Origin of the sequence: Blattabacterium sp. DPU (assembly GCF_011290385.1) — a bacterium.
Taxonomy (GTDB): Bacteria; Bacteroidota; Bacteroidia; order Flavobacteriales; family Blattabacteriaceae; genus Blattabacterium.
The window spans coordinates 473018-499043 of the sequence record NZ_CP049785.1 but is presented as its reverse complement, the minus strand read 5'-3'; the positions used below and the strand labels follow the sequence as shown (position 1 = coordinate 499043).

The following is a 26026-nucleotide window of genomic DNA, read 5'->3' as shown; positions in this document are numbered from 1 at the left end:
TTTATATGTTCATATTTTCTACTATTGTAGTTCTTACAGGTATATAAAGTTGATTTAAATAACATTTTAATTTTGGAATTTTTATTTCCCTATAGTGAAATATACTAGCAGCTAATGCAGCATCTGCTTTTCCTTTTTCAAATATTTTATAAAAATCTTCTAATTTTCCAGCTCCACCTGAAGCAATTACCGGAGTAAAAATATTTTCGGATATTTTCCTGGTAATATCTAATGCAAATCCATTTTTTGTTCCATCATGATTCATTGAAGTTAATAAAATCTCTCCAGCTCCTCTACTAATTCCTTCCTTAGCCCAATCTAGGGCTTTAGTATGAGTAGAAATTCTTCCTCCATTTAAATATACCCACCATCCATCCCCTTCATATTTAGTATCAATAGCCAAAACAACACATTGACTTCCAAATCTTTTAGAAAGATTTTCTAAAAGATTTGGGTTTTTAAAAGCTGCAGTATTAATCGATATTTTATCTGCCCCTGCATTTAACAATAGTTCTACATCTTTTTCCTCTCTAACTCCTCCTCCAACTGTAAAAGGAATATTAATATGACGGGATATATCTTTGACTAAACTAATTAATGTTTTACGTTTTTCATTTGTAGCTGTGATATCTAAAAATATTAGTTCATCTGCTCCTTGTTTTGTATACCAATAAGCTAATTGTATTGGATCTCCTGCATCTTTTAAATGTTTAAAATTTATTCCTTTTACGGTTCTTCCATTTTTAATGTCCAAACAAGGAATAATACGTTTAGCTAACATATTGATTTATTATTATTTTTTTTTCTTATCCAATCTTTAAGATCAGATAATGATATTTTATTTTCATATACAGCTTTTCCAATAATGACTCCACTACAACCTAAATTAAATAATTGATCTACATCATCCATATTACTAATTCCTCCACTTGCGATAAACTCAATATTTGGAAATTTTTCAATAATTTTTTTATATAAAAGAAAAGAAGGCCCTGATAACACTCCATCTCTAGATATATCTGTGCAAAAAACTTTTTTAACTCCATGATTACTTTTTTCTTGTAAAAAATCTAAAAATGGATAATCACTAAATTTAGTCCATCCATTAGTTGCTATTTTATTATCTTTAACATCTACCCCTAATAATATTTTATCTCCTCCATAAGTATAAATCCATTTTTTTAATAGAAAAGGTTTTTTAACAGCAATACTTCCTACAGTAGCCATATGCCCTCCATTTTCAAATACAGTACGTATATCCTCTTCAGAATGAAGTCCTCCTCCAAAGTCTATGATTAAATGTGTATGTTTTGCAATATTCTCTAAAATTTTCCAATGAACTACTTTTCCTTTTTTTGCTCCATCTAAATCTACTAAATGTAGTCTAGATATTCCATGATTTTCCAATATAAGAGCTATTTCTAGAGGATTTTTATGATAAATTTTTTTCCTTTCAAAATCACCTTGTATTAAACGAACACATTTACCATCAATCAAATCTATAGCTACTATTATATCCATTTTCATAAATTTATTTATAATCTAATAAAATTTTCTAATATTTTATGTCCCACATAAGAAGATTTTTCAGGATGAAACTGTACAGCATAAAAATTATTTTTTTGTAATGCAGCACTATAATTGACTATATATTCCGTTTTTGCAGTTGTATATTTTCCTAAAGGAACATAATAACTATGAACAAAATATTGATAACTACCATCTGGTATATTTTCAAATAAAGATCCTTTTAATTTGTGAATTGTATTCCAACCTATTTGAGGTACTTTATCTTTTTTATCGTTAGATTGAAACTTTTTTACTAATAAATCAAAAATTCCTATGCATGTAGTGCTACTTTCCTCTGAAAAATTACAAAGTAATTGCATTCCCAAACATATACCCAATACAGGTTGTTTTAATTTAGATAAAAGTAAATCCAATTTTTTTTCTTTTAAATATTTCATAGCACAATTAGCTTCTCCAACTCCAGGTAAAATAATTTTTTCTGCATTTTGTATCGATTCTTTAGAATCTGTTACTGTAGCTTGTACTCCTATTCTTTCTAAAGAAAAAAGAACCGATTGTACATTTCCTGCAGGATATTTTATAATAATTGTTTTCATGATAAAAAAAATATTTTATATTTTTTACAAAATACCTTTAGTACTAGGTATTTTTTTAGCAAAAGAATTTTTTTGTATAGCCATTTTAATAGCTCTTCCAAAACATTTAAAAATAGATTCTATTTTATGATGATCATTTTTTCCTATAGCATGAATATGTAAATTACATTTTGCGGATAAAGAAAAGGATTTAAAAAAATGGAAAAACATTTCAGTAGAAACTTTCCCTATTTTTTCCCTTAAGAATTTTACCTTCCAAAAAAATTGACTTCTTCCTCCAAGATCTAATGCTATTGTAGCCAAACTTTCATCCATAGGAAGAGAATAAAATCCATAACGTTCTATTCCTATTTTATTTTCTAAAGCTTGATTAAAAATTTCTCCTAAAGTAATACCAGTATCTTCTATAGTATGATGATCATCTACGTATAGATCTCCTTTTGTTTGAATATTTAAATCTATTGAACTATGAAATGCCATTTGTTGGAGAAGATGATCAAAAAATCCAAGTCCTGTTTGAATATGAGATCTTCCTTTTCCATAAAGAAAAATGGTAATTTTTACACTTGTTTCTAATGTTTTTCGTTGAAAAACAAATTTTTTCGTTGTGATTGATGATAAATATTCATAAATTTTTTCCCAATTATCAGTTTTTAAAGATGTTATTTCTTTTAGATCTTTTTCATCTATATTATCATAGTAATTTTTTTCTTCTTTTGTTAAATTTTTATAAGAATGATTATTTCTTATCCATATAGATTTGCATCCTAAATTTTTAGCCAACAAAACATCTGTTAATCTATCTCCAATAACAAAAGATTCAGAAATATTGTACAAATCTGATTTTAAATAATTTTTTAACATTCCTATACCGGGTTTTCTATTGGGTGATTTCTCTTCTGGAAAAGTTTTATCTATATGGACAGAAATAAAATTAATCCCCTCAGTTTTTAAAATATTTAATATATGATTATGTATCGGCCAAAAAATATTATCAGGAAATCGATCCGTACCCAATCCATCTTGATTAGTTATCATCACTAAATCGTAATTCAATTCTTGCACAATTTTTGACAAAAAAAATATAACTTTTGGATAAAAATTGATTTTATCAATAGAATCAATTTGATAAGTAGTAGGACATTCTTGTATAATAGTGCCATCTCTGTCAATGAACAATATTTTTCTCATTACATTTTTATTTTTTAGTGGAGTATTCTTGAATCTGATTTATTAAATACTCATTCTCTTCATGAGTTCCTATTGTAATTCTTAAACAATTTTTACATAAAATGATTTTTGAACGATCTCTAACAACGATTTTTTTTTTCATTAGATATTGATAAAGATTTTTTGAAGAAAAATTTATTTTGGCTAATAAAAAATTAGCAGAACTAGGATATACTTTTTTTATAATTGAAATTTTTTTTAGAGATTCTTGCATATATTCTCTTTCTGAAAGAATATTTTTTAAATGAAAAAAAAATAAATCTTTATTTTCCAAAGCTTTAATAGCTATTTTTTGAGAAATCAGATTGATATTATATGGATGTTTAACTTTATTCATCCATTGAATAATCGCTTCAGAAGCAATAGCTATTCCTATTCTTAACCCCGCTAACCCCCAAGATTTAGAAAGAGTTTGTAATATGATTAAATTTGGATATTTATCAATTTCTTTTGATAAAGATTTTTGATTTGAAAAATCAATATATGCCTCGTCTAAAACAACAATTCCTGTAAATTTTTTTATTATATTTTCTATATCTTCTCTATTAATATCATTTCCTGTAGGGTTATTTGGAGAACAAATAAAAATAATTTTACTATGCGTATTTACAATTTTTTCTATTTTTTTTAAGTCTAATTGATAATTTTCTTCTGTAAGAAAAATTTTAATTACATCTACTTCATGAATATTTCCACTTACTTCATACATACCATAAGTAGGAGGAAAAATGATGGAATGATCTATTTTGGGACGAGAAAAAATACGATATATTAAATCAATGATTTCATCACTTCCATTCCCTAAAAATACTTGGGAAGGAGATACATTTTTTAGATCTGATATTTTTTCTTTTAATTCTTTCTGTAAAGGATCCGGGTATCTATTATAAGAATTTAAAAAAGATAAAGGAGAACCAAAAGAATTTTCATTAGCATCTAGAAAAATAGAATTTTTTTCTTTATGATGTTCTGTCCTAGCAGATATATAAGGATCAAGATTTAAAATATTATCTCTAATAAGTGAACTCAAATTAAACTTATTCATGTTATTCATGTACTGATGTTTAAAACTCATTTTTTAATCGAATATTAATAGATTTTTGATGTGCGATTAATCCTTCTTCAAAAGACAAAACATTTATACATTCTGATAGATTTTTCAATCCTTTTTTAGATATTTTTTGAAAAGTTATTTTTCTTACAAAACTATCAATAGATACTCCGCTATAAGATTTTGCATAACCATAAGTAGGAAGTACATGATTAGTTCCAGAAGCATAATCTCCTGCACTCACTGGAGAATAATTTCCTAAAAAAACAGATCCAGCATTAATTACTTTTTGCCCCCAATAAGAAGCATTTTTGCAATTTATAACAAAATGTTCTGGAGCAACTTCATTGATTAGAGTCAAACATTCTTCTAAAGAAGTCAAAACAATTATTTTACTATTTTTTAAAGATTTTTCTATAATATTTTGTTTTTTATAAAAAGATAAAAATTGTCTTTTTAATTCTTTTTTTACTTCTTCTATCCAAGAAGGATTATTTATAGTTACCAAAAGAATATAACTTTCTGGATCATGTTCTGATTGAGATAATAAATCAGCGGCAATATATTTTGGATTTGCTGTATCATCAGCCATAATTGCTATTTCTGAAGGTCCAGCAGGCATATCTATAGATACTATTCCTTTTTGAGATACAATTTGTTTAGCTATCGTCACGTAAGAATTTCCGGGGCCAAATATTTTGTATACAGAAGGAATGCTTTCTGTTCCATAAGCCATAGCGGCAATAGCTTGTGCTCCTCCTACTTTATATATACGTGTAATTCCTACATATTTAGCTGTATATAAAATTGCGGGGTGAATTTCTCCATTTTTATTTGGGGGAGTACATAGTATAATATTTTTACATCCTGATAATTTACCAGGAACTCCTAACATTAATACAGTAGATAATAAAGGAGCAGAACCGCCTGGTATGTAAAAACCAATTTTTTCAATTGGAACGATTTTTCTCCAACAAAAAATTCCTTTTCCAATTTCTATTGGAAATTCTTCATGTATTTGTTTTTTATGAAAAGATTTTATATTCTGATACGCAATTTCAATCGATTTTTTTAATTGATCTGAAATTTTTGTATTAGCTTGATCAAAATCTTTTTCTGTGATTTGAATTTGTTTTATATCTGCATGATCATATTTTCTTGTATAAGCTTTTAAAGCTATATCTCCATAAATTTTAACATTATCGATAATAGGAGAGACTAATTTTTTTAAATGAAAAATATTTTGTGATGTTCTATTTGAAATAGATTTCCATGTTTCGTATGTAGGATGAACATATACTTGAATCATAATACATATTTTTTACAATATAATTTTTTCTATAGGAAGCACTAATATATCTTGAGCTCCAAGTGCTTTTAAATTTTCTATTATTCCCCAAAAATCGTTTTCATTAACTACAGAATGGACAGAACTACATTCTGAATTAGCTAGAGGTAAAATGACGGGACTTTTAATTCCTGGAAGATAAGATATTATTTTTTCTAGTTTTTCATTGTGAACATTTAACAAAATGTATTTATTATTTTTAGCTTTTTTTACCGCTCTAATTCGAAATAATAATTTTTCCATTATGATATTTTGTGGAGAGCCTAAATGTAAGTTTGAAGCTAATACTGCTTCAGATTGAAGAACTGTTTCAACTTCTTTTAATCCGTTCATAAAAAGAGTTGATCCACTACTGACTAAATCACAAATACAGTCAGCTAAACCTATTCCAGGAGCTATTTCTACTGCACCAGATATTTCGTGAATATCTGCATTTATATATCTTTTTTTAAAAAATTCTTTTACTAAAAAAGGATAACTTGTTGCGATACGTTTTCCATTCAAATCGTTAATATTATTGTAATATAAAGATTTAGGAACAGCTATGGATAGTCTACATTTTCCAAATCCTAAAGTTTCTTTAATTATTATTTTTTTTCTTTTTTCTAAAAGAACATTTTTCCCAACAATTCCTATATCAGCGACTCCATCTTCTAAATATTGAGGAATATCATCATCTCTAAGAAAAAGTATTTCTAATGGAAAATTAAGAGCCGTTGTTTTTAACTTATCTATTCCAATATTAATTTCAATGCTGCAATCTTTTAATAATTTTATAGAATCGTCATAAAGACGTCCCGATTTTTGAATTGCTATTTTCAGTTTATCCATAATCCAATACAGGAAAAAATAATAAAAGCTTACTCTTGTAAGCTTTTTATTTTAGTTTTAGTAAATCAAATTAATGCATTTTAATGCATCACGGCAAATATAAAAACTATTTTTAATATTTTATAATTATTTTTTGAAAATAGTCTATTTTTTGTAATTAAAATTTAAAATAATGAAAATTATTAGTTTGAATATAAATGGGATCCGATCTGGAATTCGTAAAGGATTATCTAATTGGATAGAAATTCATCATCCAGATATTTTATGTTTACAGGAAATAAAAGCTTTTCCAGAGCAAATAAATACAAAAATTTTTGATAGTTTAGGTTATAATCATTATTGGTTTTCTTCAAAAAAGAAAGGATATAGTGGAGTAGGTATTTTGTGCAAAAAAAAACCTATTCACATAGAATACGGAATAGGATTAAATTCTATAGATGAAGAAGGGAGAGTGTTACGTTTAGATTTGAAAAATTTTTCAATCATGAGTCTTTATATTCCATCAGGAAATGATATGATGAAAAGATTGAATTTTAAATTTTTTTTTATGAAAAATTTTATGTCACATATAAAAAAAATAAAAAATAAATTGAATAATCTTATCATTTGTGGAGATTATAATATTTGTCATCATGAAATAGATATTTATAATCCTATTCAAAATCAAAAATTATCAGGTTTTTTACCAGAAGAAAGAAAATGGATGACTCATTTTTTAAATTTAGGATTTATAGATAGTTTTAGGAATTTTATTCAAGAAGCACATCATTACAGTTGGTGGAATTACCGTTATAATGCTAGAAAAAATAATAAAGGATGGAGAATTGATTATGCTATGGTTAGTGATTCTTTAAAAAAGGAAATAAAAGATGCTTATCTCATGCCAGAAGTAAAGTATTCCGATCATTGTCCAGTCGTTTTAGAAATTTTTTAATTATTTATTAAAAATGAAATGACCTGACTGGGATTCGAACCCAGGACCCTTACATTAAAAGTGTAATGCTCTACCAGCTGAGCTATCAGGTCGTTTATATTCAAATAGTTATTAGTTGAAGCAAATATACTATAATTTTATGTTTTTATGAAAATCACTTTAATTGGATACATGGGAAGTGGAAAAACCACTATAGGAAAAATGCTTTCTAAAGAATTAAATTTAGATTTTTATGATTTGGATGCTCTTATTGTTGAAAATAATAAGGATTCTATTTATAATCTTTTTAATAAAGAGGGGGAACTTTATTTTAGAAAGAAAGAACATGCTTTATTAAAAAAAATTTTAAAACAGAAAAATAAGTACGTTTTATCAGTTGGAGGGGGTACTCCTTGTTTTTATAACAATATTTATTTGCTAAATAAATATTCAAATACATTTTATTTAAAAATGGATAGTTATATTTTATTTAAGAGATTGTTTTTGGAAAAAGAAACAAGACCTTTAATTTCTAAATTATCTAAAAATGAATTATTTCTATTTATTATTAAACATTTATTAAAACGATCATATTTCTATGAAAAATCTTTAAAAAAAATAAATGTATGCGGAAAATCCAAATACGATATAGTTCAAGAAATTGTTTTGTCTGTTCGTTGTAGTTGCAATTGAAAAAATTATGAAAAAAATATCATATCATCATTTTTTTATAGATAAAATAAAAAAATATTTTTCATTTGAACAAAAAAAAAAAGTATGTGTAGCTGTAAGTGGAGGATTAGATAGTATGCTACTTATCAATTTATTTCTTGATATTCCAGAAATAGAATCAGAAGTTGCACATTGTAATTTTTCTTTAAGAGATGAAGAATCTAATGAAGATGAAATTTTTGTCAAAAATTTTTGTTATAAAAAAAATATAATATGTCATGTAAAAAAATTTGATACTTTAAATTTTGCTAAAAAACATAAATTATCTATACAAATGGCTGCTAGAAAACTTAGATATGATTGGTTTTCAAAATTATTGAAAATAAATTCATATGAATACCTAGTATTAGGACATCATTTTGATGATTCTATAGAAACTTTTTTTATAAATGTTTTTAGAGGAACTGGAATTAAAGGTTTATTAGGGATTCCTAAAAAGAATAAAAAATTTATTCGTCCTCTTTCTGATTTTACTAAAGAAGAAATTTTACATTGTGCAAAAATAAAAAATGTAAAATGGAGATTGGACCGCAGTAATCAAGATCTTAAATATTTAAGAAATAAAATTCGTTCAGTTTTATCTACATTTTCATTTTCTTTTCACAAAGGATTAAAAAAAACCATAAGTTATCTTCATAATGAAAATCTTATAATAGAAAAAAAAATAGAAGAAATTTGTCAAGAAATTACGATAGAAAAAAAAGATTATCCATTTTTTTGGAAAATAGAATGTAAACAAATAAAAAAATTACATCCTTTATCTTTTTATTTGTTTAAATTATTTTATCCATATGGATTTAATGATATAAATGGACTAAAAACTCTTATTGATGCACAATCTGGTAAACAACTTAAATCCCAAAATTACCGCATTATTAAAAACAGAAATGATTGGATTTTAGTTTCTCATCAATTTTTATCAAAAAATAAAAATAAAACTTATCTGATTCCAGATCTAGAAGTTGTAAAAAATATGTTATTACCTGTAGATATAAAATTTTTTTCAAATCCAGAAAAAAAAAGTATTAAAAATATGTTTTTAATGGATTTTGATAAAATTCAATTTCCATTATTATTAAGAACATGGAGAAAAGGAGATTTTTTTTATCCTTTTAAAATGAAAGGGAAAAAAAAATTAAGCAAATATTATAAAGAAAAAAAATTCTCTCTTTTGGATAAAGAACATACATGGTTATTAATTAATGGAAATGGATATATTATTTTAATTATAGGAAATCGTTTAGATGATAGATTCAAGATTACGAAAAATACAAAAAAAATATTAGGCATAAAAATATAATGTATTATTATATGTTCTTTTTACAATTACAATTAGTATTTTTTTTAATTTTGAAAAGAATTAGTTGTTCTATTTATGAAAATACACAATTTCAATGCAGGCCCTTCTGTTCTACCGAAAGAGGTTGTTAGAAAATCAGCTCAATCTGTAATTAATTTTAATGATACTGGATTATCTTTACTTGAAATATCTCATAGAAGTCAAGATTTTTTAGAAATCATAGAAAAAACTACTTGTTTAGTAAAACGTATTATGAATTTGAACGATGAATATGCTATTTTATTTCTTCAAGGAGGAGCTACTTTACAATTTTCAATGGTTCCATATAATTTAATGCATAAAAAAGCGGCTTATTTAGATACAGGATTTTGGGCTTATAATGCTATTAAGGAAGCTAAAAAATTAGGAAAAGTAAAAATTTTATTTTCCGGAAGAAAAAACAACTATACATATATATCAAAAAATTATCATATTCCATATGATATGGATTATTTTCATTGCACATCTAACAATACAATAGTTGGAACACAAATGAAAATATTTCCTAAAACATCTGTTCCAATAGTCTGTGATATGTCTTCAGATATTTTTAGCAGAAAATTAGATTTTGATCAATTTAGTTTAATCTATGCTTCAGCACAAAAAAATGTAAGTTCTGCAGGAATGACTATTGTAATTCTAAAAAAAGATATTTTAGGAAAACTTAAAAAAAATATTCCTTCTTATATGGATTATAAAATCCATATCCAAAATAACAGTATTTTAAATACTCCAAACGTTTTTTCTATTTATAATTCTATGTTGACTTTAGAATGGATAGAAAATCAGGGGGGTCTTTCTATTTTAGAAAAAAAAAACCAACATAAAGCTAAATTATTATATGATGAAATCGATCAAAATAATTTATTTGAAAATAAAATACATAAAGAAAATCGTTCTAATATGAATGTTTCCTTTTTTTTAAAAAATAAGAATTTAGAAAAAAAATTCAATAAAATGTGGAAAAAAGAAAATATTGTAGGATTAGATGGTCATAGATATTTAGGAGGATATCGTGCTAGCATATATAATGCACTTTCTAATGAAAGTGTTCAATTTCTCATTGAAATCATGAAAGAATTCGAAAGAAAATTTTCGTAATGAATAATTGCATAATAGAAAATAGATTTTTTAGTATAAGAAATAAAATTCCAAAAGATGTAAAAATTTTAGCTGTTTCTAAAAATCAGGATATTTTTTCCATAGAAAAATTATATAAAATAGGACATAGAGATTTTGGTGAAAATTATATTCAAGAAATGGTCACAAAATATAAAAAATTACCCAAAGATATTCGATGGCATATGATTGGAAGAATCCAAAATAATAAATTAAAATATATAATTCCTTTTATTCATTTAATTCATAGTGTTCAAAATATAAAACAAATTAATATTATAAATAAAATAGCATTTAAACATCGTAAAATTATAAATTGTCTTTTGCAAATAAAAATTAGTAATGATAAAAATAAATCCGGAATCACTTATCAAGAAGCTTCCCAAATTTTGGAAAATGAAGAGTACAAAGAAATGAAAAATGTTAAAATAATAGGATTAATGGGAATGGCATCTTTTCAAGACTTGATAAAAGTTCATAATGAATTTTCATATTTGCGTAATATATACAATGAATATAAAAATAAGTATGGACATTATATACTTTCTATGGGAATGAGCAGAGATTATAATATAGCTATAAAATATGAAAGTACAATTATTCGATTAGGTAATGTTATTTTTAGTAGTCGAAAATAATAGATTTTATATATTTTATAATACTTTTTTTCAGTTTATCTTTATCCAAAGATTGAATAAAAGAACTTCCAATAATTCCTCCATTAGCATATTTACATGCTAAATCAAAAGTTTTTTTATCCTTTATTCCAAAACCAATTAATTTTGGAATATCTAAAGATAATTTTTTGATACGTTTAAAAAACGATATTTGTTCCTCTCCGAAAGAATTACTACTACCTGTAGTAGAACTAGAAGATACTATATACAAAAATCCATCACTAATTTTACTTAACATAGATATTCTAGAAGAATTAGTTTTTGGAGTAATTAAAAATATCATAGATAAAAAATATTTTTTAAATATGTTTTGATATTTTTGTAAAAATATGTCAACTGGAAGATCTGGTAAAATTAATCCGGAAATACCTGATTTTTTGCAGTTTTTTAAAAATTTATTTTCTCTAAATTGATAAAATTGATTATAATATCCCATAAGAATAATAGGAATTTTTATTTTTTCTTTAATTTTTTCTATTTGATCAAATAATAACGAAATATTCATTCCATTGCTCAATGCAATTTGATTACTTTTTTGTATAATCATTCCATCTGATAAAGGATCAGAATAAGGAATTCCTATTTCAATTAGGTCTACAGGAAGATCCTGTAATATTTTTATTATTTCCTCTGTGCTATTTAAGTAAGGAAATCCAGCTGTGAAATAAATGCATAATATGTTTTTGTTTTTATTTTTAAATAAATTATGTATTTGATTCATTATTTGATAATTTTAAAAAAAATTTATTGTAAACATTAATATCTTTATCTCCTCTTCCAGACAAAGTGATCACTACTACATCTTCTTTTTGAAAAGGAATTTTTTTTAATGCAGCTAATGCATGAGCACTTTCTAAAGCAGGAATGATTCCTTCTAATCGAGTTAATTCATACCCCGCTAGTAAAGCTTCTTCATCTGTAGAAGACAAAAAATTTACACGTTTTTTTACAAAAAGATTGGCAAACATTGGTCCAATTCCTGGATAGTCTAATCCCGGAGATATAGAATAAGCAGGAATAACTTGGCCATCTTTATCTTGTAAAACAAATGTCATACTTCCATGCAATATTCCTTTAGTACCACAATGAATAGACGCCGCTGTTTTTTTGGTTGTAAGACCTAATCCAGCCGCTTCTACAGCTACAAGGGTTACAGAATCATTATCCAAAAAATGATAGAAAGATCCTGCCGCATTACTTCCTCCCCCTATGCAAGCTATTACATAATTTGGATCAGGATGACCCTCAATTTTTCTCAATTGTGTTTTAATTTCCTCACTAATAATAGATTGAATATCTGCTACCATTTGAGGATAAGGATGAGGACCTACTGTAGACCCCATTAAATAATAACTTTCTGGATGATTTATCCAATAACGGATAGCTTCATTTACCGCATCTTTTAGTGTTTTATCTCCACTTAAAACTGGATTCACTTCTGCCCCAAGAGATTTCATTCTGATGACATTACTATACTGACGTTGTATATCTTTTTCTCCCATAAAAATTATACATTCTAAATGCATTAATGCACAAATAGTAGCTGTAGCAACTCCATGTTGTCCTGCACCTGTTTCTGCTATAACTTTTTTTTTTTCTAGTTTTTTAGCCAATAAAGCTTGACCTATAGCATTATTAATTTTATGTGATCCTGTATAATTGAGATCTTCTCTTTTAAGATAAATTCTAGCATTATATTGATCAGAATATTTTTTACAAAAATATAAAGGAGTAGGTCTTCCTACATAATTTTTTAGTAATTTTTTATACAATTTCTGATATTCATCACTTGTGATAAGTTCTTTATATTTATGTTCTATTTCTATGATGTTGTAATGTAACATTTCAGGAATAAAAGCTCCTCCAAATTCTCCATAATATCCATTTTTATCTACAAAATATTTCATAGTTCTTTTATTTTTTTTATAAAGGAATTTAATTTTATGATGTCTTTTTTTCCTGGAAAAATTTCAAATTTGCTATTAATATCTATTCCAAACATTTTAGAATGTGAAAAATTTTTGATTTGATCGAAATCTTGTATTCCTATTCCTCCACTTAAAAAAAATGGAACTTGAAAAGTGTATTCATGAAGTTTTTTCCAACAAAATTTTTTACCGCTTCCTCCATAATAAATTGTATTACTATCAAATAAAAAATAAGTACAAAAAGGAATATAATCTGTAATTTTTTCAAAGGAGAATAAATCATCGATTCTAAAAGCCTTAATTAATTTTAATCCTTTTTTGAATAGTTTTTCACAAAACACAGAACTTTCTGTTCCATGTAATTGAATAAAGTCTAATTTATTTTTTTCTTTTATTTTAAATATGTTTTTTTCTGATTCGTTTACAAAAACACCTATTTTCGATATTTTTTTTTCAAATTTTGGGATAACAAAATCGAAACCGACAAATCTAGGAGAATTAGGATAAAATATAAAACCGACAAAATCGGGAAAAGAATCAAAAATTTTTTGTAGATCAAGTTTTATTCCACATACTTTTATTTTTAATGATCTAGATTTCATCATATTTATTAATAAATTTCATTTAGTTTTTTTTTGATAAGGATTTTATAAAATCTTTACAAATTTTTCCAGGGTTTTTTTTTCTCATAAAATGTTCTCCAATTAAAAAACCTTTAAATCCTTTTTTTTTTAATTGAAATATGTGATTCACATTATTGATCCCACTTTCTGCTATTTTTATATAATTATTAGAAATTTTTGAAGATAATCTTAAACAATTATTATAATCTACTACAAAAGTTTGTAAATCTCGATTATTGATTCCTACAATATCTAAATTATCTGTTATTTTATTTATTTCAAATTCATTATGAATTTCAATAATAATTTCTAACCCAATATTTTTTGCAAGTTTAGAAAACTTAGTTATTTGATTTTTAGAAAGAATTCCGGCAATTAATAAAATTACATCAGCTCCTATAGATTTAGATTCTATAATTTGATATTCATCAATAATAAAATCTTTTCTTAAAATAGGAAGAGAGACAATAGAGCGTGATTTTTTTATATTTTTTTTTTCACCAGAAAAAAAATATTGATCAGTAAGAATAGATATTCCACTAACTCCTGCTAATTCATAATCTTTAACTACTTTTTCTACTGACACGGTATTATTAATAATTCCTTTAGATGGGGATTTACACTTAAATTCTGCAATAATTCCAGTATGGCTTTTAGTTATATTTTTAACTAGAGAAAAAGTTTTTCTTTTAAATAGGATACTATTTTCCAATTTTTTTATTGGATGTGTAATTTTATTTTGGTATACCTCTTTTTTTTTTATAGATACAATCTTTTCAAGAAGATTCATAAGTCTAATAATTGGATTAGAATGTTTTTTGCTTGACCACTTTTTAATGAATGTTTTGCTTTATCATAATTATTTTCAAAACTATCTTGATTTAATAAACTTAATGCAAATGTAGCATTTGTTAAAACGACTTCATTTTGAGCTAAAGTTCCTTCTCCAGATAAAATACTAATAAATATTCGAATGTTCTCTTCTATATTTTTTCCTCCCTTTAATTCATTAGGATTTACTTTAATCTTTTTACTTCCTATTTTTTTTAATTTTTCTACAGAAAAAAATTGTTCTCCTTTTGGAGTATAACATTTGATATCACTAGTAAGTGTAATTTCATCATATCCATCTAAACTGTGAATAATAGCATAATTATTATTGGTATTTTGATACATATAATAATATATTCTTGCTAATTCTAAATTGTTTACTCCTAACAGCTGATTTTTTGGTTTTCCTGGATTTAACAATGGACCAAGTGTATTAAAAATAGTTTTAACTCCTAATTCTTTTCTTACTTCAGATATACTACTCAATATAGGATGAAATACAGGAGCATGTAAGTAACAAATACCTACTTTATCTAATTGATTTTTCAAATTTTCTTCTTTGTTAGTAAAATGATATCCTAATCCTTTTAATATATTTGAAGATCCAGTGAGAGAAGAAGAACTAAAACTTCCATGTTTGATCACTTTTTCTCCTGTTCCTGCTACTATAAAACATGCTAAAGTAGAAATATTAAAAGTATTTTTTCCATCTCCACCTGTTCCAACAATGTCAACAGCATTAAATTCTGTAAGATTAATTTTTATGGATAGTTCCATCATAGCTTGCTTAAAACCTATTATTTCTTCTAAAGTAGGAGATCTCATATTATATATAGTAGTTATAGCTACAGCTTGTGTTTTGTTAATTTTCCCTTTTGATAATTCTATCAAAAGATTTTTAGCTTCTTGTTTTGTCAATGTTTTTTCTAAAAAAAGATTTTTTAATATTTTTTTAATCATAATTAACTAATATTCAACCAATTATCTATTATTTTTTCTCCATATGGAGTTAAAATAGATTCTGGATGAAATTGTACTCCACGTACATCATAAAATTTATGACGTAAAGCCATAATTTCTCCTTTATCTCCAATAGCTGTAATTTCAAGTTCTTCAGGAAAATTCTGTTGAGATATAATCCAAGAATGATAACGTCCCACTTGAATCTCTCTAGGTAATTTTTTAAATAAAATTTCTTGTGAATCTACAATTCTAATTAAACTGGATATACCATGATAAACCTCTTTTGTATTCAAAAGAGTAGCGCCAAATACTTCTCCTATTGCTTGTTGACCTAAACAAACTCCAAAAATACTTTTAGTAGAAGCGAAAGTCTTTACTAAAGGTTTTAAAATATGCGCTTCATCAGGGATTCCAGGACCTGGAGAGAGAATAATTTTATTATATTTTTCTATATCCGAAAGTTTAATTTCATTATTTCTATATACTTTTATAGGATTTTTGGTCAATTTTTTGACAGTATGGACAAGATTATAAGTAAAAGAATCATAATTATCCAAAATCAGTATTTTATTCATAATACTTCATATATTTTTAGCTAATTCTATAGCTTTAAATAAGGCCATAAGTTTATTATTCACTTCTTCCAATTCTTTGTTTTCTTGAGAATCAGATACAATACCTGCTCCAGCTTGAAAGAATAATATATTATTTTTACTTACAAAAGAACGGATAATTATGGCCATGTTTACACAAGAGTTTTTTAGTCCAAAAAAACCAATTGCTCCTCCATATACTCCTCTATGTTGATTCTCAATTTTATCAATTAATTCCATAGCTTTATATTTAGGAGCTCCAGAAAGAGTTCCTGCAGGAAAAGTATCTCCAAATATTTTTACAATTGATATATTTTTTTCCAACTTTCCTGATACTTGAGATACCATATGTAATACATGAGAAAAAACTTGAATTTCTTTAAATTCTTCTACTTTTACATGAGAAGAATTTTTGCTAAGATCGTTTCTTGCTAAATCGACTAACATAACATGTTCTGCATTTTCTTTTGGATTATTTGCAAGATTTTCGGATAATTTTTTATCTTTATATTTATTTCCTGATCTTCGTATTGTTCCTGCTATTGGATTAATATAGGCAATTTGATGATGAATGATAAGTTGTGATTCCGGAGAAGAACCAAATAATTTGTAATTTCCATAATCAAAATAAAAAAGATATGGAGAAGGATTTATAAATCGTAAAGCACGATATACATTAAATTCATCTCCTTTAAACTTTTGTTGAAATTGACGAGATAATACGATTTGAAAAACATCTCCACGTAGACAAGCTTTGATTCCTAAGGATACCATTTTTTTGTATTCTACATCTGTTACATTTGAATAACGATTTCCTATAGATTTAAATGGAAAAGAAGCAAAATTTTTCTTTTTAATCAATTCTATCAATTGATTGATGTAAGTTTTTTTTTCAATATCATCAAACTGATGTTCAATGATATATATTTTATGATGAAAATGATGGAATACAATCAAATTTTTATAGAAACCTAATCGTATTTTTGGAATATTATATATTTCTTTAATTGGAGCATGAAATTGAATCTTCTCAAAATATTGAATACTATCATAAGATATATATCCATATAAACCTGAGTAAGATATACTCATATTTTTATTTTCAAATTTTTGAAAAAAGTCTTCAATTAAAATTTGTATATCTAATTTATCATTTATAAAAATATGTTTGTGTACACAGTTAGGATATGATATTCGTAATACATTTTGATCTAAAATAAATTCAGAAATAGGATTTATACAAAGAATAGAAAAATTATTTTTTAATATTTGATGATTGGATGATTCTAATAATAATGTATTAGGAAAAATATCTCTTATTTTTAAATATAATTCTATTGGTGTGGTACTATCAGCCAAAATTTTTTTCTGAATGGTTCTGAAATTAAATTTAAACATGGTTTATGGTATTTTGACATGATAAAAAAAAGGCCGTCACAAAGACAAGCCTAAAAAATATTGTACAAACAATATTATTTGAAGAATACCATTTATTTTAAATAATGACATTTACATCATGCAAATATAAATAAATTTTTTCTATTTGTGGATATTAATTACGAATAGTGCAATTTATAATTCGATTATATGAAAATATTCATTTTTACTTTTTTTCTTTTTATGTCTCATAACACGTATAATATGAAAGAAAAAATAATAAAACATCATATTGATGAAAATCAAATTGGAATAACTGAAAAAGTGGAATTCTATGATCCTACTTATCAGGATTATAAATTTTGGACGGAAGAAAAAAATGTGAAAGAAACTTTTATAGAAAAAGATTTTTCCATAAAAAAATATTATTCTCATAATTTTTTCAAATATGATAATATTGGATTCTTTCCAAGAAATGGAAAAGATTTGTTTATTCCTAATGAATATCAAAAATTAATGCAAGAAAATTTTAACGAAAAAATGCCTAAAAAAATGTTTTTTTTTAAGGATCCTTTTTTTTATCGTGAAAAAATTAAATATTTTGATGTTAAAACTCCAATTTCAGAAATTTTTTATGTAAATGATTTTTTAAAAAAAGAAAAAACATTAGGTGGTTTTTTTTCACAAAATTTTAATGAAAAAACGAATTATTCCATAGAATATAGAAATTTCCATTTAGAAAATGAACCTGATTCAGCAAAAAGTAAAGATTTAGTATTAACTACCTTTAATTATCAAAATCATAACGATAACGATTATGATTATAAATTATGGGGTCATTATATTTATCAAAAATTTGAAACAAAAGAAAAAAAAGAAATAAAAAAATGGAATATAAAAAATTATAAAAATATTTTGTTTCATTATAACAAACTAATTCATAATAGATCTTATATAAGTTTTATTCAAAAAATTTTTTCTTTCAAAGAAAAAAATAGATCATTATTTTTAAAAACTCATTTGGAATATGAAAAATATTATCAAGATTATTTATTTCAATATTTACAAAAGAAAATTAATCATTTTTATTTGAGAAATGGTTTATTTTTAATTTTCAAACAAAAAAAAATTAATATAGAAGTAGGATCAATTTTTGATAAAATACATTATCAATTATTCAATAATAATTATATTAAAAATAAAACTGTCAACAGTTTATCTATACAAACTAAAATACATTATCCTATTAATGATATTTACGAATTATATTCAAGCGGAAAATGGATTGTAGAAAATAATAATATTCAAAAATATTATTTTAATACTAATGTAACGTTCAACGTATTTTTACCCAAATTTCTATTTTTTACTCAATTTAGTATTGATGAAAATGATTTAGTTTATAATAGTTTTATTCCTATTTATATTTTAAAAAAAAATTTAGATTGTTATAATAATGAACAAAAAAACATATTTGTTTTTAATAGAAAAAAAACAATTAATTTTTCTATAAACAAAGATAAATATTATGCTTCTTTTTATATATCTAGGTTAAATCGTTCTTATGATGAAAAATCTATGGAAAAATTTTTATATCGTAAGTATATACAGTTATATGGATTACAAGTAGAAACTACACATAATATATGGAAATTTCAATTAAATAATATTTTACTATATAATAAATACAATTCTGATCCATTAATTTTTTCTATTCCCAATTTTTTATCGAGAAGTACTATATTTTATAGGGATAATTATTTTAATAAAGCTTTATTTATACAAACAGGATTTTCTTTTTATTATTTCAGTAAATTTTATCATCAAAAAATTTCTTATCCTTTTCAAACTTTTTCTTTTGAAAAAGAATGTATTCCTAATCAAATTGGGGGAACTCCTTTTGTAGATTATTTTTTAAATTTTAAAATATATAGAACTATATTTTACTTCAAAATTCAAAACATAGAATTCAACAATAACAATGAATTTTTTATTAAAACAGGTTTTTTGTGGAATCTTTTTACTTGATGATAAAAATAAAATCTATAAAAAAATGTACTTTTATTAAAGTTAATAAAAATGAAAAAGTTTTTTTATTTTATATTATTCTTTTCTATGTCATTGTTTTCTTTTTCACAAAAAAAGTATAAAGAAAAAGAAATAGAAAATGTAATTGAATATATTAAAAAATATGCTGCTTTTGCTGTTGAAGAAATGGAAAAATTTGGAATACCAGCTAGTATTAAATTGGGTCAAGGTATTTTAGAATCTTCTAGTGGAAATAGTTCTTTGTCCAAAGCAACAAACAATCATTTTGGAATTAAATGTGGAAAAAATTGGAGAGGAGATGTTTATTACCATGATGACGATATTCCGCAGGAATGTTTTAGAAAATATAATTCTGTACGAGAATCTTTTCATGACCATTCTAAGTTTTTAAAACAACCACGTTATTCTAAATTATTTCTTCTTAAAAAAAATGATTATCAAGCTTGGGCTACGGAACTCAAAAAAGCAGGTTATGCTACATCCTTAAATTATGCTAATTTATTAATTGATCAAATAGAAAAATATTATTTATGGAAATTTGATCAAAAAACTACTTCTAGTATAGAAAAAAGAATCAGTCAATATTTGAATTATATGAAAAATAAAGACAAAGATTCTTTTTTTACAACATTTAGTAGAAAAGTACGTTTTTTTATAAAAAATTTATATAAAGCAATTATAATTAAAATTTGAATTCAAATTTATTAAATATGAACCCTAATAATTTAAGGTATAGTAAAAATCATGAATGGATTAGTCTTCCCAATGATAAAAATCAATCTTATGTAGGAATCACTCATTTTGCTCAAAATGAGTTGGGAGACATTGTTTATTTAGATGTAGAAAATTCTATCATAGGAAAAAAAGTAAAAGCTGAGAATTCCTTTGGAACAATAGAAGCGGTAAAAACTGTTTCAGATTTGTTTATGCCTGTTTCTGGTTATATTCTTGAAATTAATAATAGATTATTATCTAACCCAGAATTAATTAATCAAAGTTTTTATAGTGAAGGATGGATAATTCGAATAGAAATTGTAGAAGTAAAAGAGTATGATCAATTAATGTCTTCAAAAGAGTACCAAGAATATATACAGAAAACAAAATAAATAATGAAAAAACAGAAAATTTTTGATTTTCTTGATGATGAAAAAATTTCAGATAAAGTAATTGATTTTAATCATAAAAATATTACCATAGTTCGTTTTTTCATTCCCTCTATTCACTGTAGTTCTTGTGTTTTTATTTTGGAAAGTTTGTCTAAGATGTATAAAAATATTTTTGATGCTACTGTTGATTTTCCTAGTAAACAAATTTGTATCACATTTAATAATATTGAATTTAAACTGAGTGATATAGCTAAATTACTTGATAGCATGGGATATAGACCATCTATTAATTTTGAATCAATAGAAAAAAACATAAAAACTAATAACTCAAATTTATTTGATAGAAAATTAATAGGAAAGCTATCCATTTCTTTTTTTTGTTTTGGTAATATCATGCTGTTAGCTATTCCAGAATATGTAGGTGCTGAACAAGACATATGGTTTATGGAAAATCGTAATTTTTTTCGTTATTTTATGTTAATACTATCTTTACCAGTAGTAATGTTTTCTCTTACTGATCATATTAAATATGCTGTATTAGGATTAAAAAAACATGTCTTGAATATAAATGTTCCAATTTCCATTGGAATATTAGTTCTTTTTTCATGGAGTTGTTATGAAGTATTTTTTGACTTAGGTTCAGGTTATTTTGATAGTCTTTCTAGTTTTTCTTTATTTCTACTTATAAGTAAAATATTTCAAATACATACTCATAACAAAATTCTTTCTTTTGATAAAAATTATAAATCTTTATATCCAGTTTTAATAACAAAAATATATGATAATGAAAAAGAAGAAAAAATTTTACTTTCTTCTTTACAAAAAGGGGATCTTATTTTAATAAGAAATGAAGAAATTATTCCTGCTGATTCTGTATTAATAAAGGGTAACGCAGTATTAGATAATAGTTTCATTACAGGAGAATCCTATTTAATTCACAAAAAAATGGGAGAACGAATTTATGCTGGTTCTAAACAAAAAGGAGAAGCTATTATTATAAAAGTTATTAAAAACATAGATCATAGTTATTTAAGTTTATTATGGAATAAGAATAAATCGAATCAGTATCATCGTAAAAGTCACAAATTATTTGATTTGAATTCAATATCTACTAGATTTAGTCAATATTTTACTCCTATTATTTTGATAATTTCGATTATAACTGGAATATATTGGTCTTTTAGTAATGATGTTTCAAAAATTTTTCAAACAGTTTTTTCTGTTTTAATTATTACTTGTCCATGTGCTTTAGTTCTTTCTAGTCCATTAATTTTTGGAAATATAATCCGTTTTTTTTCCAAAAAAGGTTTTTATGTGAAAGATATTTTTACAATGGAAAGAATTGCCTCTGTCAAAACTTTAATTTTTGATAAAACTGGAACTATAACAGATCCCAATAAGGAAAAAATATTTTTTGTGGGAAATATAAAAAATGAAGAAAAGAAAATTATAGCTTCTTTGTTAAAAAATTCAAGTCATCCTTTAAGTCAAAAAATACTATCAGAATTATCTGTAAAAGATTTTTATATTATAAAAAATTTTAAAGAAGTTATAGGAAAAGGTTTAGAAGGAATTATAAAAAATATACCAGTTAAAATCGGTTCTCAAAAATATTTAGGGATTGAAAATCAAATGATTCATCAAAATCAAATTAATCAAACAACAGTTTTTATTTCTATAAATAATAAATTTGTAGGTTATTTTATATTTAGAAATTTATATCGTGATGGGGTAGAGAAAATGTTTAAAGATTTAAAAGAATATAATATTATTATTCTTTCTGGAGATCATAATGATTTAGAAAAAAAGTATTTAAAGTCAATTTTACCAAAATCAAGTAAGGTTTTTTTTAGTCAAAGTCCAGAAAATAAATTAGATTATGTTAAAAAATTACAAGAAAAAGGAGAAAAAATTATGATGTTTGGAGATGGAATTAATGATTGTGCAGCGTTAAATCAAAGTGAAGTAGGTATTGCGGTATCAGAAAATCCAACTAGTTTTTTTCCTAGTTGTGACGCTTTTATACAATCTAATTGTTTGAATCATATTTTTTTATTTTTGAATATATCAAAAATATCTGTGAAATTAGTATTCATTAATTTTATGATTAGTTTATTTTACAATAGTGTAGGAATTTTTTTTGCTGTTACCGGAAATTTAAAACCTTTTATAGCTTCTATTTTAATGCCTTTAAGTTCTTTTTCCGTTATATTTTTTTCTATAATATCTACTTGGATCCTTTCACGAAAATTAATATTTTAATCATAGTATAGTATGGATATATTAATTATTATGATATTATCTAGTGTTTCTTTAGGAGCTATTTTTCTTATATTTTTTTTATATAGTCTTTATTCGGGGCAATTTGATGATTATGAATCTCCTAGTATTAGAATTTTAATTGATGATTTTGATAAAAAATGAAATTTAAAACATATTATTATAATAACAGGATTGTAAAAGCTTTTTTATATGCTACGATATTTTGGGCTTTTATGGGGTTTTTAGCTGGATTATTTATAGCTTTATTATTATTTTTTCCTGAAATTCCTGAATTTATTTTAGGAGAAAAACTAAAGGATTCTCAAGGAATCATGGGGTTTGGTAGATGGAGAATGTTACATACAAGTACAGCTGTTTTCGCTTTTGTGGGAAATATTATTTTTACAGGTTATTATTATGCTTTGCAACGTTTGTTAAAAACGAGAATTTTTAGTGATGTTCTGAGTTGGATCCATTTTTGGGGATGGCAAATATTTATTATTTCTACTTGGATAACTTTTTTATTAGGAATAAATACAAGTAAAGAATATGCTGAACATGAATGGCCTATAGATATATGGGTTTTTTTTATTTGGATTATTTACGGAATAAATATGATTGGCAGTATTTTGAATAGAAAAATTAAACATTTATATGTTAGTATTTGGTTTTTATTAGGAACATGGGTAGCTGTGGGGATGTTACATGTATTTAATAATCTGGAATTGCCTATATCACTTTTATCTTTTAAAAGTTATTCTATATATGCTGGAGTACAAGATGCTTTAATGCAATGGTGGTATGGCCATAATGCTGTGGCATTTATTTTAACTACGCCTATACTAGGTTTAATGTATTATTTTGTTCCAAAAGCATCGAATCAACCTATTTTTTCTTATAAACTTTCTATTATACATTTTTGGTCATTAATATTTATATATATTTGGGCTGGACCTCATCATTTAATGTATACATCTCTCCCTAATTGGGCTCAGATGTTGGGGACTATTTTCTCAATTATGCTAATTGCTCCTTCTTGGGGAGGAATGTTAAATGGATTACTTACTTTAAGAGGAGCTTGGGATCAAGTGAGAGAAAATCCTATTTTGAAATTTTTTGTAGTAGGAATTACTTGTTATGGAATGGCTACTTTTGAAGGACCTATGTTGGCAACTAAAACTTTAAACTCTATAGGACATTTTACAGATTGGGTCATCGCTCATGTTCATTTAGGTACTTTAGGATGGAATGGTTTTATGGCTTTTGGAATTATATATTGGTTGACTCAAAAGATATGGAATACAAAATTATATTCCATATCATTGGCTAACATTCATTTTTGGTTGGGTGTTTTAGGAATCCTTTTATATATTTTTCCTATGTATTTTAGCTCTATTTTACAATCTATCATGTGGAAAAAATTTAATCCTGATGGAACTTTAGCTTATAAAAATTTTTTAGACTCTGTTATATCTATCATTCCATTTTATAAAATGAGATTTGTAGGTGGAATTATTTATTTTTTGGGTTTTGTTTTGATGATTTTTAATGTTTTTAAAACAATTAAACAAGGTTATTCATTAGATGATGAAGAATTTAAATGCGATTCATTTTATGGTACTTATGGAAAAGATAAAAAGGAAACATTCCATGGATGGTTAGAAAGGAAACCAGTACAATTGACTATTCTTTCTTTTATAGCAATAGCAATTGGAGGGTTTATAGAAATTATACCTACTTTAGTAATTAAATCTAATGTTCCTACTATTCATAATGTTAAACCTTATAAAGCCTTAGAATTAGAAGGTAGAGATTTATTTGTAAGAGAAGGGTGTAATGCTTGTCACAGTGCACAAGTTCGTCCATTTAGAGATGAAGTTGTTCGTTATGGAGAGTATTCTAAAGCTGGAGAATTTGTATATGATCATCCATTTCTTTGGGGATCTAAACGAACAGGTCCTGATTTAGCTAGAGAAGGAGGAAAAAATCCTAATTCTTGGCATTTTAATCATATGTATAATCCTCGTTCTACTTCTCCTGGATCTATTATGCCAAGATATCCTTGGTTAATTTATAATAAATTGGATAGATCGAATACAGAAAAAAAAATGAAAGCTATGATAAAATTGGGAGTTCCATATACTTTAGAATACATAAAAAATGTGAATAAGGATATGGATCTTCAAGCAGGTAAAATTGTACATGATATTTACAAAGAATATCCAAATTTAAAAAAAGAAATAGATCAACAAAAAAAAGTAGAAAAAGATAAATTTATTTCATTGGAGAAAAGAGAAATTATAGCTCTTATTGCTTATTTACAGCGATTAGGTACAGATATCAAATCTTAATTTTCAAAAATGATAAGTTTTTTTAAGCAATATTTTACAGGAGAAAAAAATATAGGTATTTTTCAATCTATTATGTTAATTTTATTTTTATTATCATTTTTTTTCGTAATATTTTTTGTTTTTTCAAAATCTAAAAAGTATTATCATGAAATAAGTTTGACTCCTTTTGAGTTAGAAGAAGAAAAAAAAAGGAAAAGGTTATGAGATCGAAAATTCCTTCTTTTATTATGATTCCCTCTTTTTTATCTGTTATCATATTTATGTTTTATGTGTTTTTTATAAGCTATAATCACATATCTTATTTGGTCCATCCTATTACTATATTTTTTTTTATTATAACTACAGTGTTATTGTATATTTTGGAATGCATTAACAATTTAATTTTTAAAAAAAAATTACAATTTCTTTCAAAAGAAGAAAGAATAAAGATTATTGAAGAAAATGAAGGGAATTATTTTTATAGACTTTACAAATTTATATTTTATGACTCTAAAAAAATAAGTCATAATGGGGTTAAAAAAATAGATCATGGGTTTGATGGAATTATAGAATTAGATAATAAATTACCTATGTGGTG

The 26026-nt window shown here is 24.7% G+C and carries 26 protein-coding genes, 1 tRNA gene and 1 pseudogene; 13 read left to right on the top strand and 15 right to left on the bottom strand.

All coding sequences use genetic code 11. The annotated features are described in order from the left end of the window. Nucleotide 1: 1 nt before the first annotated feature. Genes hisF through hisG form a run of 7 tightly spaced genes read right to left on the bottom strand, consistent with a single transcriptional unit; the run spans nucleotide 2 to nucleotide 6586 of the window. The gene (gene hisF, locus G9C01_RS02465) at nucleotides 2-781 is read right to left on the bottom strand and encodes an imidazole glycerol phosphate synthase subunit HisF (RefSeq protein WP_166265996.1); all 780 of its coding nucleotides are present in this window, start codon (nucleotides 779-781) and stop codon (nucleotides 2-4) included. Then, nucleotides 775-1521 (bottom strand): 1-(5-phosphoribosyl)-5-[(5-phosphoribosylamino)methylideneamino]imidazole-4-carboxamide isomerase, encoded by a 747-nt coding sequence (gene hisA / locus G9C01_RS02460; RefSeq protein WP_166266430.1) that lies wholly within the window; start codon nucleotides 1519-1521, stop codon nucleotides 775-777. Before hisA ends, hisF begins: the two co-directional genes overlap by 7 nt. Nucleotides 1522-1535: 14 nt before the next feature. Then, nucleotides 1536-2126 (bottom strand): imidazole glycerol phosphate synthase subunit HisH, encoded by a 591-nt coding sequence (gene hisH, locus G9C01_RS02455; protein WP_166265994.1) that lies wholly within the window; start codon nucleotides 2124-2126, stop codon nucleotides 1536-1538. A gap of 24 nt (nucleotides 2127-2150) precedes the next feature. After that, nucleotides 2151-3317, bottom strand: a complete 1167-nt coding sequence (gene hisB / locus G9C01_RS02450; RefSeq protein WP_166265991.1) for a bifunctional histidinol-phosphatase/imidazoleglycerol-phosphate dehydratase HisB — start codon at nucleotides 3315-3317, stop codon at nucleotides 2151-2153. A gap of 7 nt (nucleotides 3318-3324) precedes the next feature. Further along, the gene (hisC, locus tag G9C01_RS02445) at nucleotides 3325-4401 is read right to left on the bottom strand and encodes a histidinol-phosphate transaminase (protein ID WP_207573358.1); all 1077 of its coding nucleotides are present in this window, start codon (nucleotides 4399-4401) and stop codon (nucleotides 3325-3327) included. Nucleotides 4402-4420: 19 nt separating this feature from the next. Further along, entirely contained in the window at nucleotides 4421-5719 is a 1299-nt protein-coding gene (gene hisD, locus G9C01_RS02440) for a histidinol dehydrogenase (protein WP_166266427.1), read from the bottom strand. 9 nt (nucleotides 5720-5728) lie between these two features. Next, nucleotides 5729-6586: an ATP phosphoribosyltransferase gene (hisG, locus tag G9C01_RS02435; RefSeq protein ID WP_166265986.1), complete on the bottom strand. Its 858-nt coding sequence runs from the start codon at nucleotides 6584-6586 to the stop codon at nucleotides 5729-5731. A gap of 172 nt (nucleotides 6587-6758) precedes the next feature. On the opposite strand from hisG, the gene G9C01_RS02430 reads away from it, so the two are divergent. Then, entirely contained in the window at nucleotides 6759-7520 is a 762-nt protein-coding gene (locus G9C01_RS02430) for an exodeoxyribonuclease III (protein ID WP_166265983.1), read from the top strand. A gap of 19 nt (nucleotides 7521-7539) precedes the next feature. On the opposite strand, the gene G9C01_RS02425 is transcribed toward G9C01_RS02430, so the two are convergent. Beyond that, a tRNA-Lys gene (locus G9C01_RS02425) sits at nucleotides 7540-7612 on the bottom strand. Nucleotides 7613-7667: 55 nt separating this feature from the next. Between G9C01_RS02425 and G9C01_RS02420 the strand changes: the two genes are divergently transcribed. From G9C01_RS02420 to G9C01_RS02405, 4 genes are all read left to right on the top strand, one after another. Continuing rightward, the gene (locus tag G9C01_RS02420) at nucleotides 7668-8192 is read left to right on the top strand and encodes a shikimate kinase (RefSeq protein WP_166265980.1); all 525 of its coding nucleotides are present in this window, start codon (nucleotides 7668-7670) and stop codon (nucleotides 8190-8192) included. A 7-nt stretch (nucleotides 8193-8199) separates the two neighbouring features. Next, nucleotides 8200-9531, top strand: a complete 1332-nt coding sequence (gene tilS / locus G9C01_RS02415) for a tRNA lysidine(34) synthetase TilS (RefSeq protein ID WP_166265977.1) — start codon at nucleotides 8200-8202, stop codon at nucleotides 9529-9531. A gap of 75 nt (nucleotides 9532-9606) precedes the next feature. Continuing rightward, the gene (serC, locus tag G9C01_RS02410) at nucleotides 9607-10671 is read left to right on the top strand and encodes a 3-phosphoserine/phosphohydroxythreonine transaminase (RefSeq protein ID WP_166265974.1); all 1065 of its coding nucleotides are present in this window, start codon (nucleotides 9607-9609) and stop codon (nucleotides 10669-10671) included. Further along, nucleotides 10671-11327, top strand: coding sequence for a YggS family pyridoxal phosphate-dependent enzyme (locus G9C01_RS02405; RefSeq protein ID WP_166265971.1), 657 nt, complete (start codon nucleotides 10671-10673; stop codon nucleotides 11325-11327). The genes serC and G9C01_RS02405 overlap by 1 nt, the downstream gene beginning before the upstream one ends. Here G9C01_RS02405 and trpA read toward each other — a convergent pair. From trpA to G9C01_RS02370, 7 genes are read right to left on the bottom strand one after another with little or no spacing between them, the layout of a single operon-like run. Continuing rightward, entirely contained in the window at nucleotides 11311-12087 is a 777-nt protein-coding gene (gene trpA / locus G9C01_RS02400) for a tryptophan synthase subunit alpha (RefSeq protein ID WP_166265968.1), read from the bottom strand. The genes G9C01_RS02405 and trpA overlap by 17 nt on opposite strands. Then, nucleotides 12071-13273, bottom strand: coding sequence for a tryptophan synthase subunit beta (gene trpB / locus G9C01_RS02395; RefSeq protein ID WP_166265964.1), 1203 nt, complete (start codon nucleotides 13271-13273; stop codon nucleotides 12071-12073). Before trpB ends, trpA begins: the two co-directional genes overlap by 17 nt. After that, on the bottom strand, nucleotides 13270-13896 hold the full coding sequence (locus G9C01_RS02390) for a phosphoribosylanthranilate isomerase (RefSeq protein ID WP_166265961.1): 627 nt from the start codon (nucleotides 13894-13896) through the stop codon (nucleotides 13270-13272). The genes trpB and G9C01_RS02390 overlap by 4 nt, the downstream gene beginning before the upstream one ends. 22 nt (nucleotides 13897-13918) lie before the next feature. After that, nucleotides 13919-14707, bottom strand: a complete 789-nt coding sequence (gene trpC / locus G9C01_RS02385) for an indole-3-glycerol phosphate synthase TrpC (RefSeq protein ID WP_166265958.1) — start codon at nucleotides 14705-14707, stop codon at nucleotides 13919-13921. Beyond that, nucleotides 14704-15705 (bottom strand): anthranilate phosphoribosyltransferase, encoded by a 1002-nt coding sequence (gene trpD / locus G9C01_RS02380; protein WP_166266424.1) that lies wholly within the window; start codon nucleotides 15703-15705, stop codon nucleotides 14704-14706. The genes trpC and trpD overlap by 4 nt, the downstream gene beginning before the upstream one ends. Nucleotides 15706-15710: 5 nt before the next feature. Continuing rightward, complete coding sequence (locus tag G9C01_RS02375) at nucleotides 15711-16286, bottom strand: anthranilate synthase component II (protein ID WP_166265955.1); 576 nt, start codon at nucleotides 16284-16286, stop codon at nucleotides 15711-15713. A 6-nt stretch (nucleotides 16287-16292) separates the two neighbouring features. Then, nucleotides 16293-17702: an anthranilate synthase component I family protein gene (locus G9C01_RS02370; protein WP_166265952.1), complete on the bottom strand. Its 1410-nt coding sequence runs from the start codon at nucleotides 17700-17702 to the stop codon at nucleotides 16293-16295. Nucleotides 17703-17945: 243 nt separating this feature from the next. Here G9C01_RS02370 and G9C01_RS02365 point away from each other — a divergent pair, with 243 nt between their 5' ends. The 8 genes and pseudogenes from G9C01_RS02365 to G9C01_RS03125 form a co-directional block, all read left to right on the top strand. Next, a complete protein-coding gene (locus tag G9C01_RS02365; RefSeq protein WP_242673929.1) occupies nucleotides 17946-19709 on the top strand; it encodes a putative porin in 1764 nt (587 codons plus the stop codon). Between the two features lie 51 nt (nucleotides 19710-19760). After that, nucleotides 19761-20423, top strand: a complete 663-nt coding sequence (locus G9C01_RS02360; RefSeq protein ID WP_166265947.1) for a glycoside hydrolase family 73 protein — start codon at nucleotides 19761-19763, stop codon at nucleotides 20421-20423. Between the two features lie 17 nt (nucleotides 20424-20440). Then, a complete protein-coding gene (gene gcvH / locus G9C01_RS02355) occupies nucleotides 20441-20836 on the top strand; it encodes a glycine cleavage system protein GcvH (RefSeq protein WP_166265944.1) in 396 nt (131 codons plus the stop codon). Nucleotides 20837-20839: 3 nt separating this feature from the next. Further along, nucleotides 20840-23098, top strand: coding sequence for a heavy metal translocating P-type ATPase (locus G9C01_RS02350; RefSeq protein ID WP_166265941.1), 2259 nt, complete (start codon nucleotides 20840-20842; stop codon nucleotides 23096-23098). 12 nt (nucleotides 23099-23110) lie between these two features. Continuing rightward, nucleotides 23111-23260: a cbb3-type cytochrome oxidase assembly protein CcoS gene (ccoS, locus tag G9C01_RS02345; protein WP_166265938.1), complete on the top strand. Its 150-nt coding sequence runs from the start codon at nucleotides 23111-23113 to the stop codon at nucleotides 23258-23260. Next, on the top strand, nucleotides 23257-25449 hold the full coding sequence (gene ccoN, locus G9C01_RS02340; protein WP_166265935.1) for a cytochrome-c oxidase, cbb3-type subunit I: 2193 nt from the start codon (nucleotides 23257-23259) through the stop codon (nucleotides 25447-25449). The genes ccoS and ccoN overlap by 4 nt, the downstream gene beginning before the upstream one ends. A 9-nt stretch (nucleotides 25450-25458) precedes the next feature. Continuing rightward, the gene (locus G9C01_RS02335; RefSeq protein ID WP_166265932.1) at nucleotides 25459-25653 is read left to right on the top strand and encodes a cytochrome oxidase; all 195 of its coding nucleotides are present in this window, start codon (nucleotides 25459-25461) and stop codon (nucleotides 25651-25653) included. Continuing rightward, a pseudogene (locus G9C01_RS03125) lies at nucleotides 25650-26026 on the top strand (cbb3-type cytochrome c oxidase N-terminal domain-containing protein); the annotation flags it as partial. The gene G9C01_RS02335 and the pseudogene G9C01_RS03125, both read left to right, overlap by 4 nt.

Coding starts and splice junctions, on each gene's coding strand:
- hisF (WP_166265996.1), bottom strand. CDS start 781: ATGTTAGCTAAACGTATTATTCCTTGTTTGGACATTAAAAATGGAAGA.
- hisA (WP_166266430.1), bottom strand. CDS start 1,521: ATGGATATAATAGTAGCTATAGATTTGATTGATGGTAAATGTGTTCGT.
- hisH (WP_166265994.1), bottom strand. CDS start 2,126: ATGAAAACAATTATTATAAAATATCCTGCAGGAAATGTACAATCGGTT.
- hisB (WP_166265991.1), bottom strand. CDS start 3,317: ATGAGAAAAATATTGTTCATTGACAGAGATGGCACTATTATACAAGAA.
- hisC (WP_207573358.1), bottom strand. CDS start 4,401: ATGAATAAGTTTAATTTGAGTTCACTTATTAGAGATAATATTTTAAAT.
- hisG (WP_166265986.1), bottom strand. CDS start 6,586: ATGGATAAACTGAAAATAGCAATTCAAAAATCGGGACGTCTTTATGAC.
- G9C01_RS02430 (WP_166265983.1), top strand. CDS start 6,759: ATGAAAATTATTAGTTTGAATATAAATGGGATCCGATCTGGAATTCGT.
- G9C01_RS02420 (WP_166265980.1), top strand. CDS start 7,668: ATGAAAATCACTTTAATTGGATACATGGGAAGTGGAAAAACCACTATA.
- tilS (WP_166265977.1), top strand. CDS start 8,200: ATGAAAAAAATATCATATCATCATTTTTTTATAGATAAAATAAAAAAA.
- serC (WP_166265974.1), top strand. CDS start 9,607: ATGAAAATACACAATTTCAATGCAGGCCCTTCTGTTCTACCGAAAGAG.
- G9C01_RS02405 (WP_166265971.1), top strand. CDS start 10,671: ATGAATAATTGCATAATAGAAAATAGATTTTTTAGTATAAGAAATAAA.
- trpA (WP_166265968.1), bottom strand. CDS start 12,087: ATGAATCAAATACATAATTTATTTAAAAATAAAAACAAAAACATATTA.
- trpB (WP_166265964.1), bottom strand. CDS start 13,273: ATGAAATATTTTGTAGATAAAAATGGATATTATGGAGAATTTGGAGGA.
- G9C01_RS02390 (WP_166265961.1), bottom strand. CDS start 13,896: ATGAAATCTAGATCATTAAAAATAAAAGTATGTGGAATAAAACTTGAT.
- trpC (WP_166265958.1), bottom strand. CDS start 14,707: ATGAATCTTCTTGAAAAGATTGTATCTATAAAAAAAAAAGAGGTATAC.
- G9C01_RS02375 (WP_166265955.1), bottom strand. CDS start 16,286: ATGAATAAAATACTGATTTTGGATAATTATGATTCTTTTACTTATAAT.
- G9C01_RS02370 (WP_166265952.1), bottom strand. CDS start 17,702: ATGTTTAAATTTAATTTCAGAACCATTCAGAAAAAAATTTTGGCTGAT.
- G9C01_RS02365 (WP_242673929.1), top strand. CDS start 17,946: ATGAAAGAAAAAATAATAAAACATCATATTGATGAAAATCAAATTGGA.
- G9C01_RS02360 (WP_166265947.1), top strand. CDS start 19,761: ATGAAAAAGTTTTTTTATTTTATATTATTCTTTTCTATGTCATTGTTT.
- gcvH (WP_166265944.1), top strand. CDS start 20,441: ATGAACCCTAATAATTTAAGGTATAGTAAAAATCATGAATGGATTAGT.
- G9C01_RS02350 (WP_166265941.1), top strand. CDS start 20,840: ATGAAAAAACAGAAAATTTTTGATTTTCTTGATGATGAAAAAATTTCA.
- ccoS (WP_166265938.1), top strand. CDS start 23,111: ATGGATATATTAATTATTATGATATTATCTAGTGTTTCTTTAGGAGCT.
- ccoN (WP_166265935.1), top strand. CDS start 23,257: ATGAAATTTAAAACATATTATTATAATAACAGGATTGTAAAAGCTTTT.
- G9C01_RS02335 (WP_166265932.1), top strand. CDS start 25,459: ATGATAAGTTTTTTTAAGCAATATTTTACAGGAGAAAAAAATATAGGT.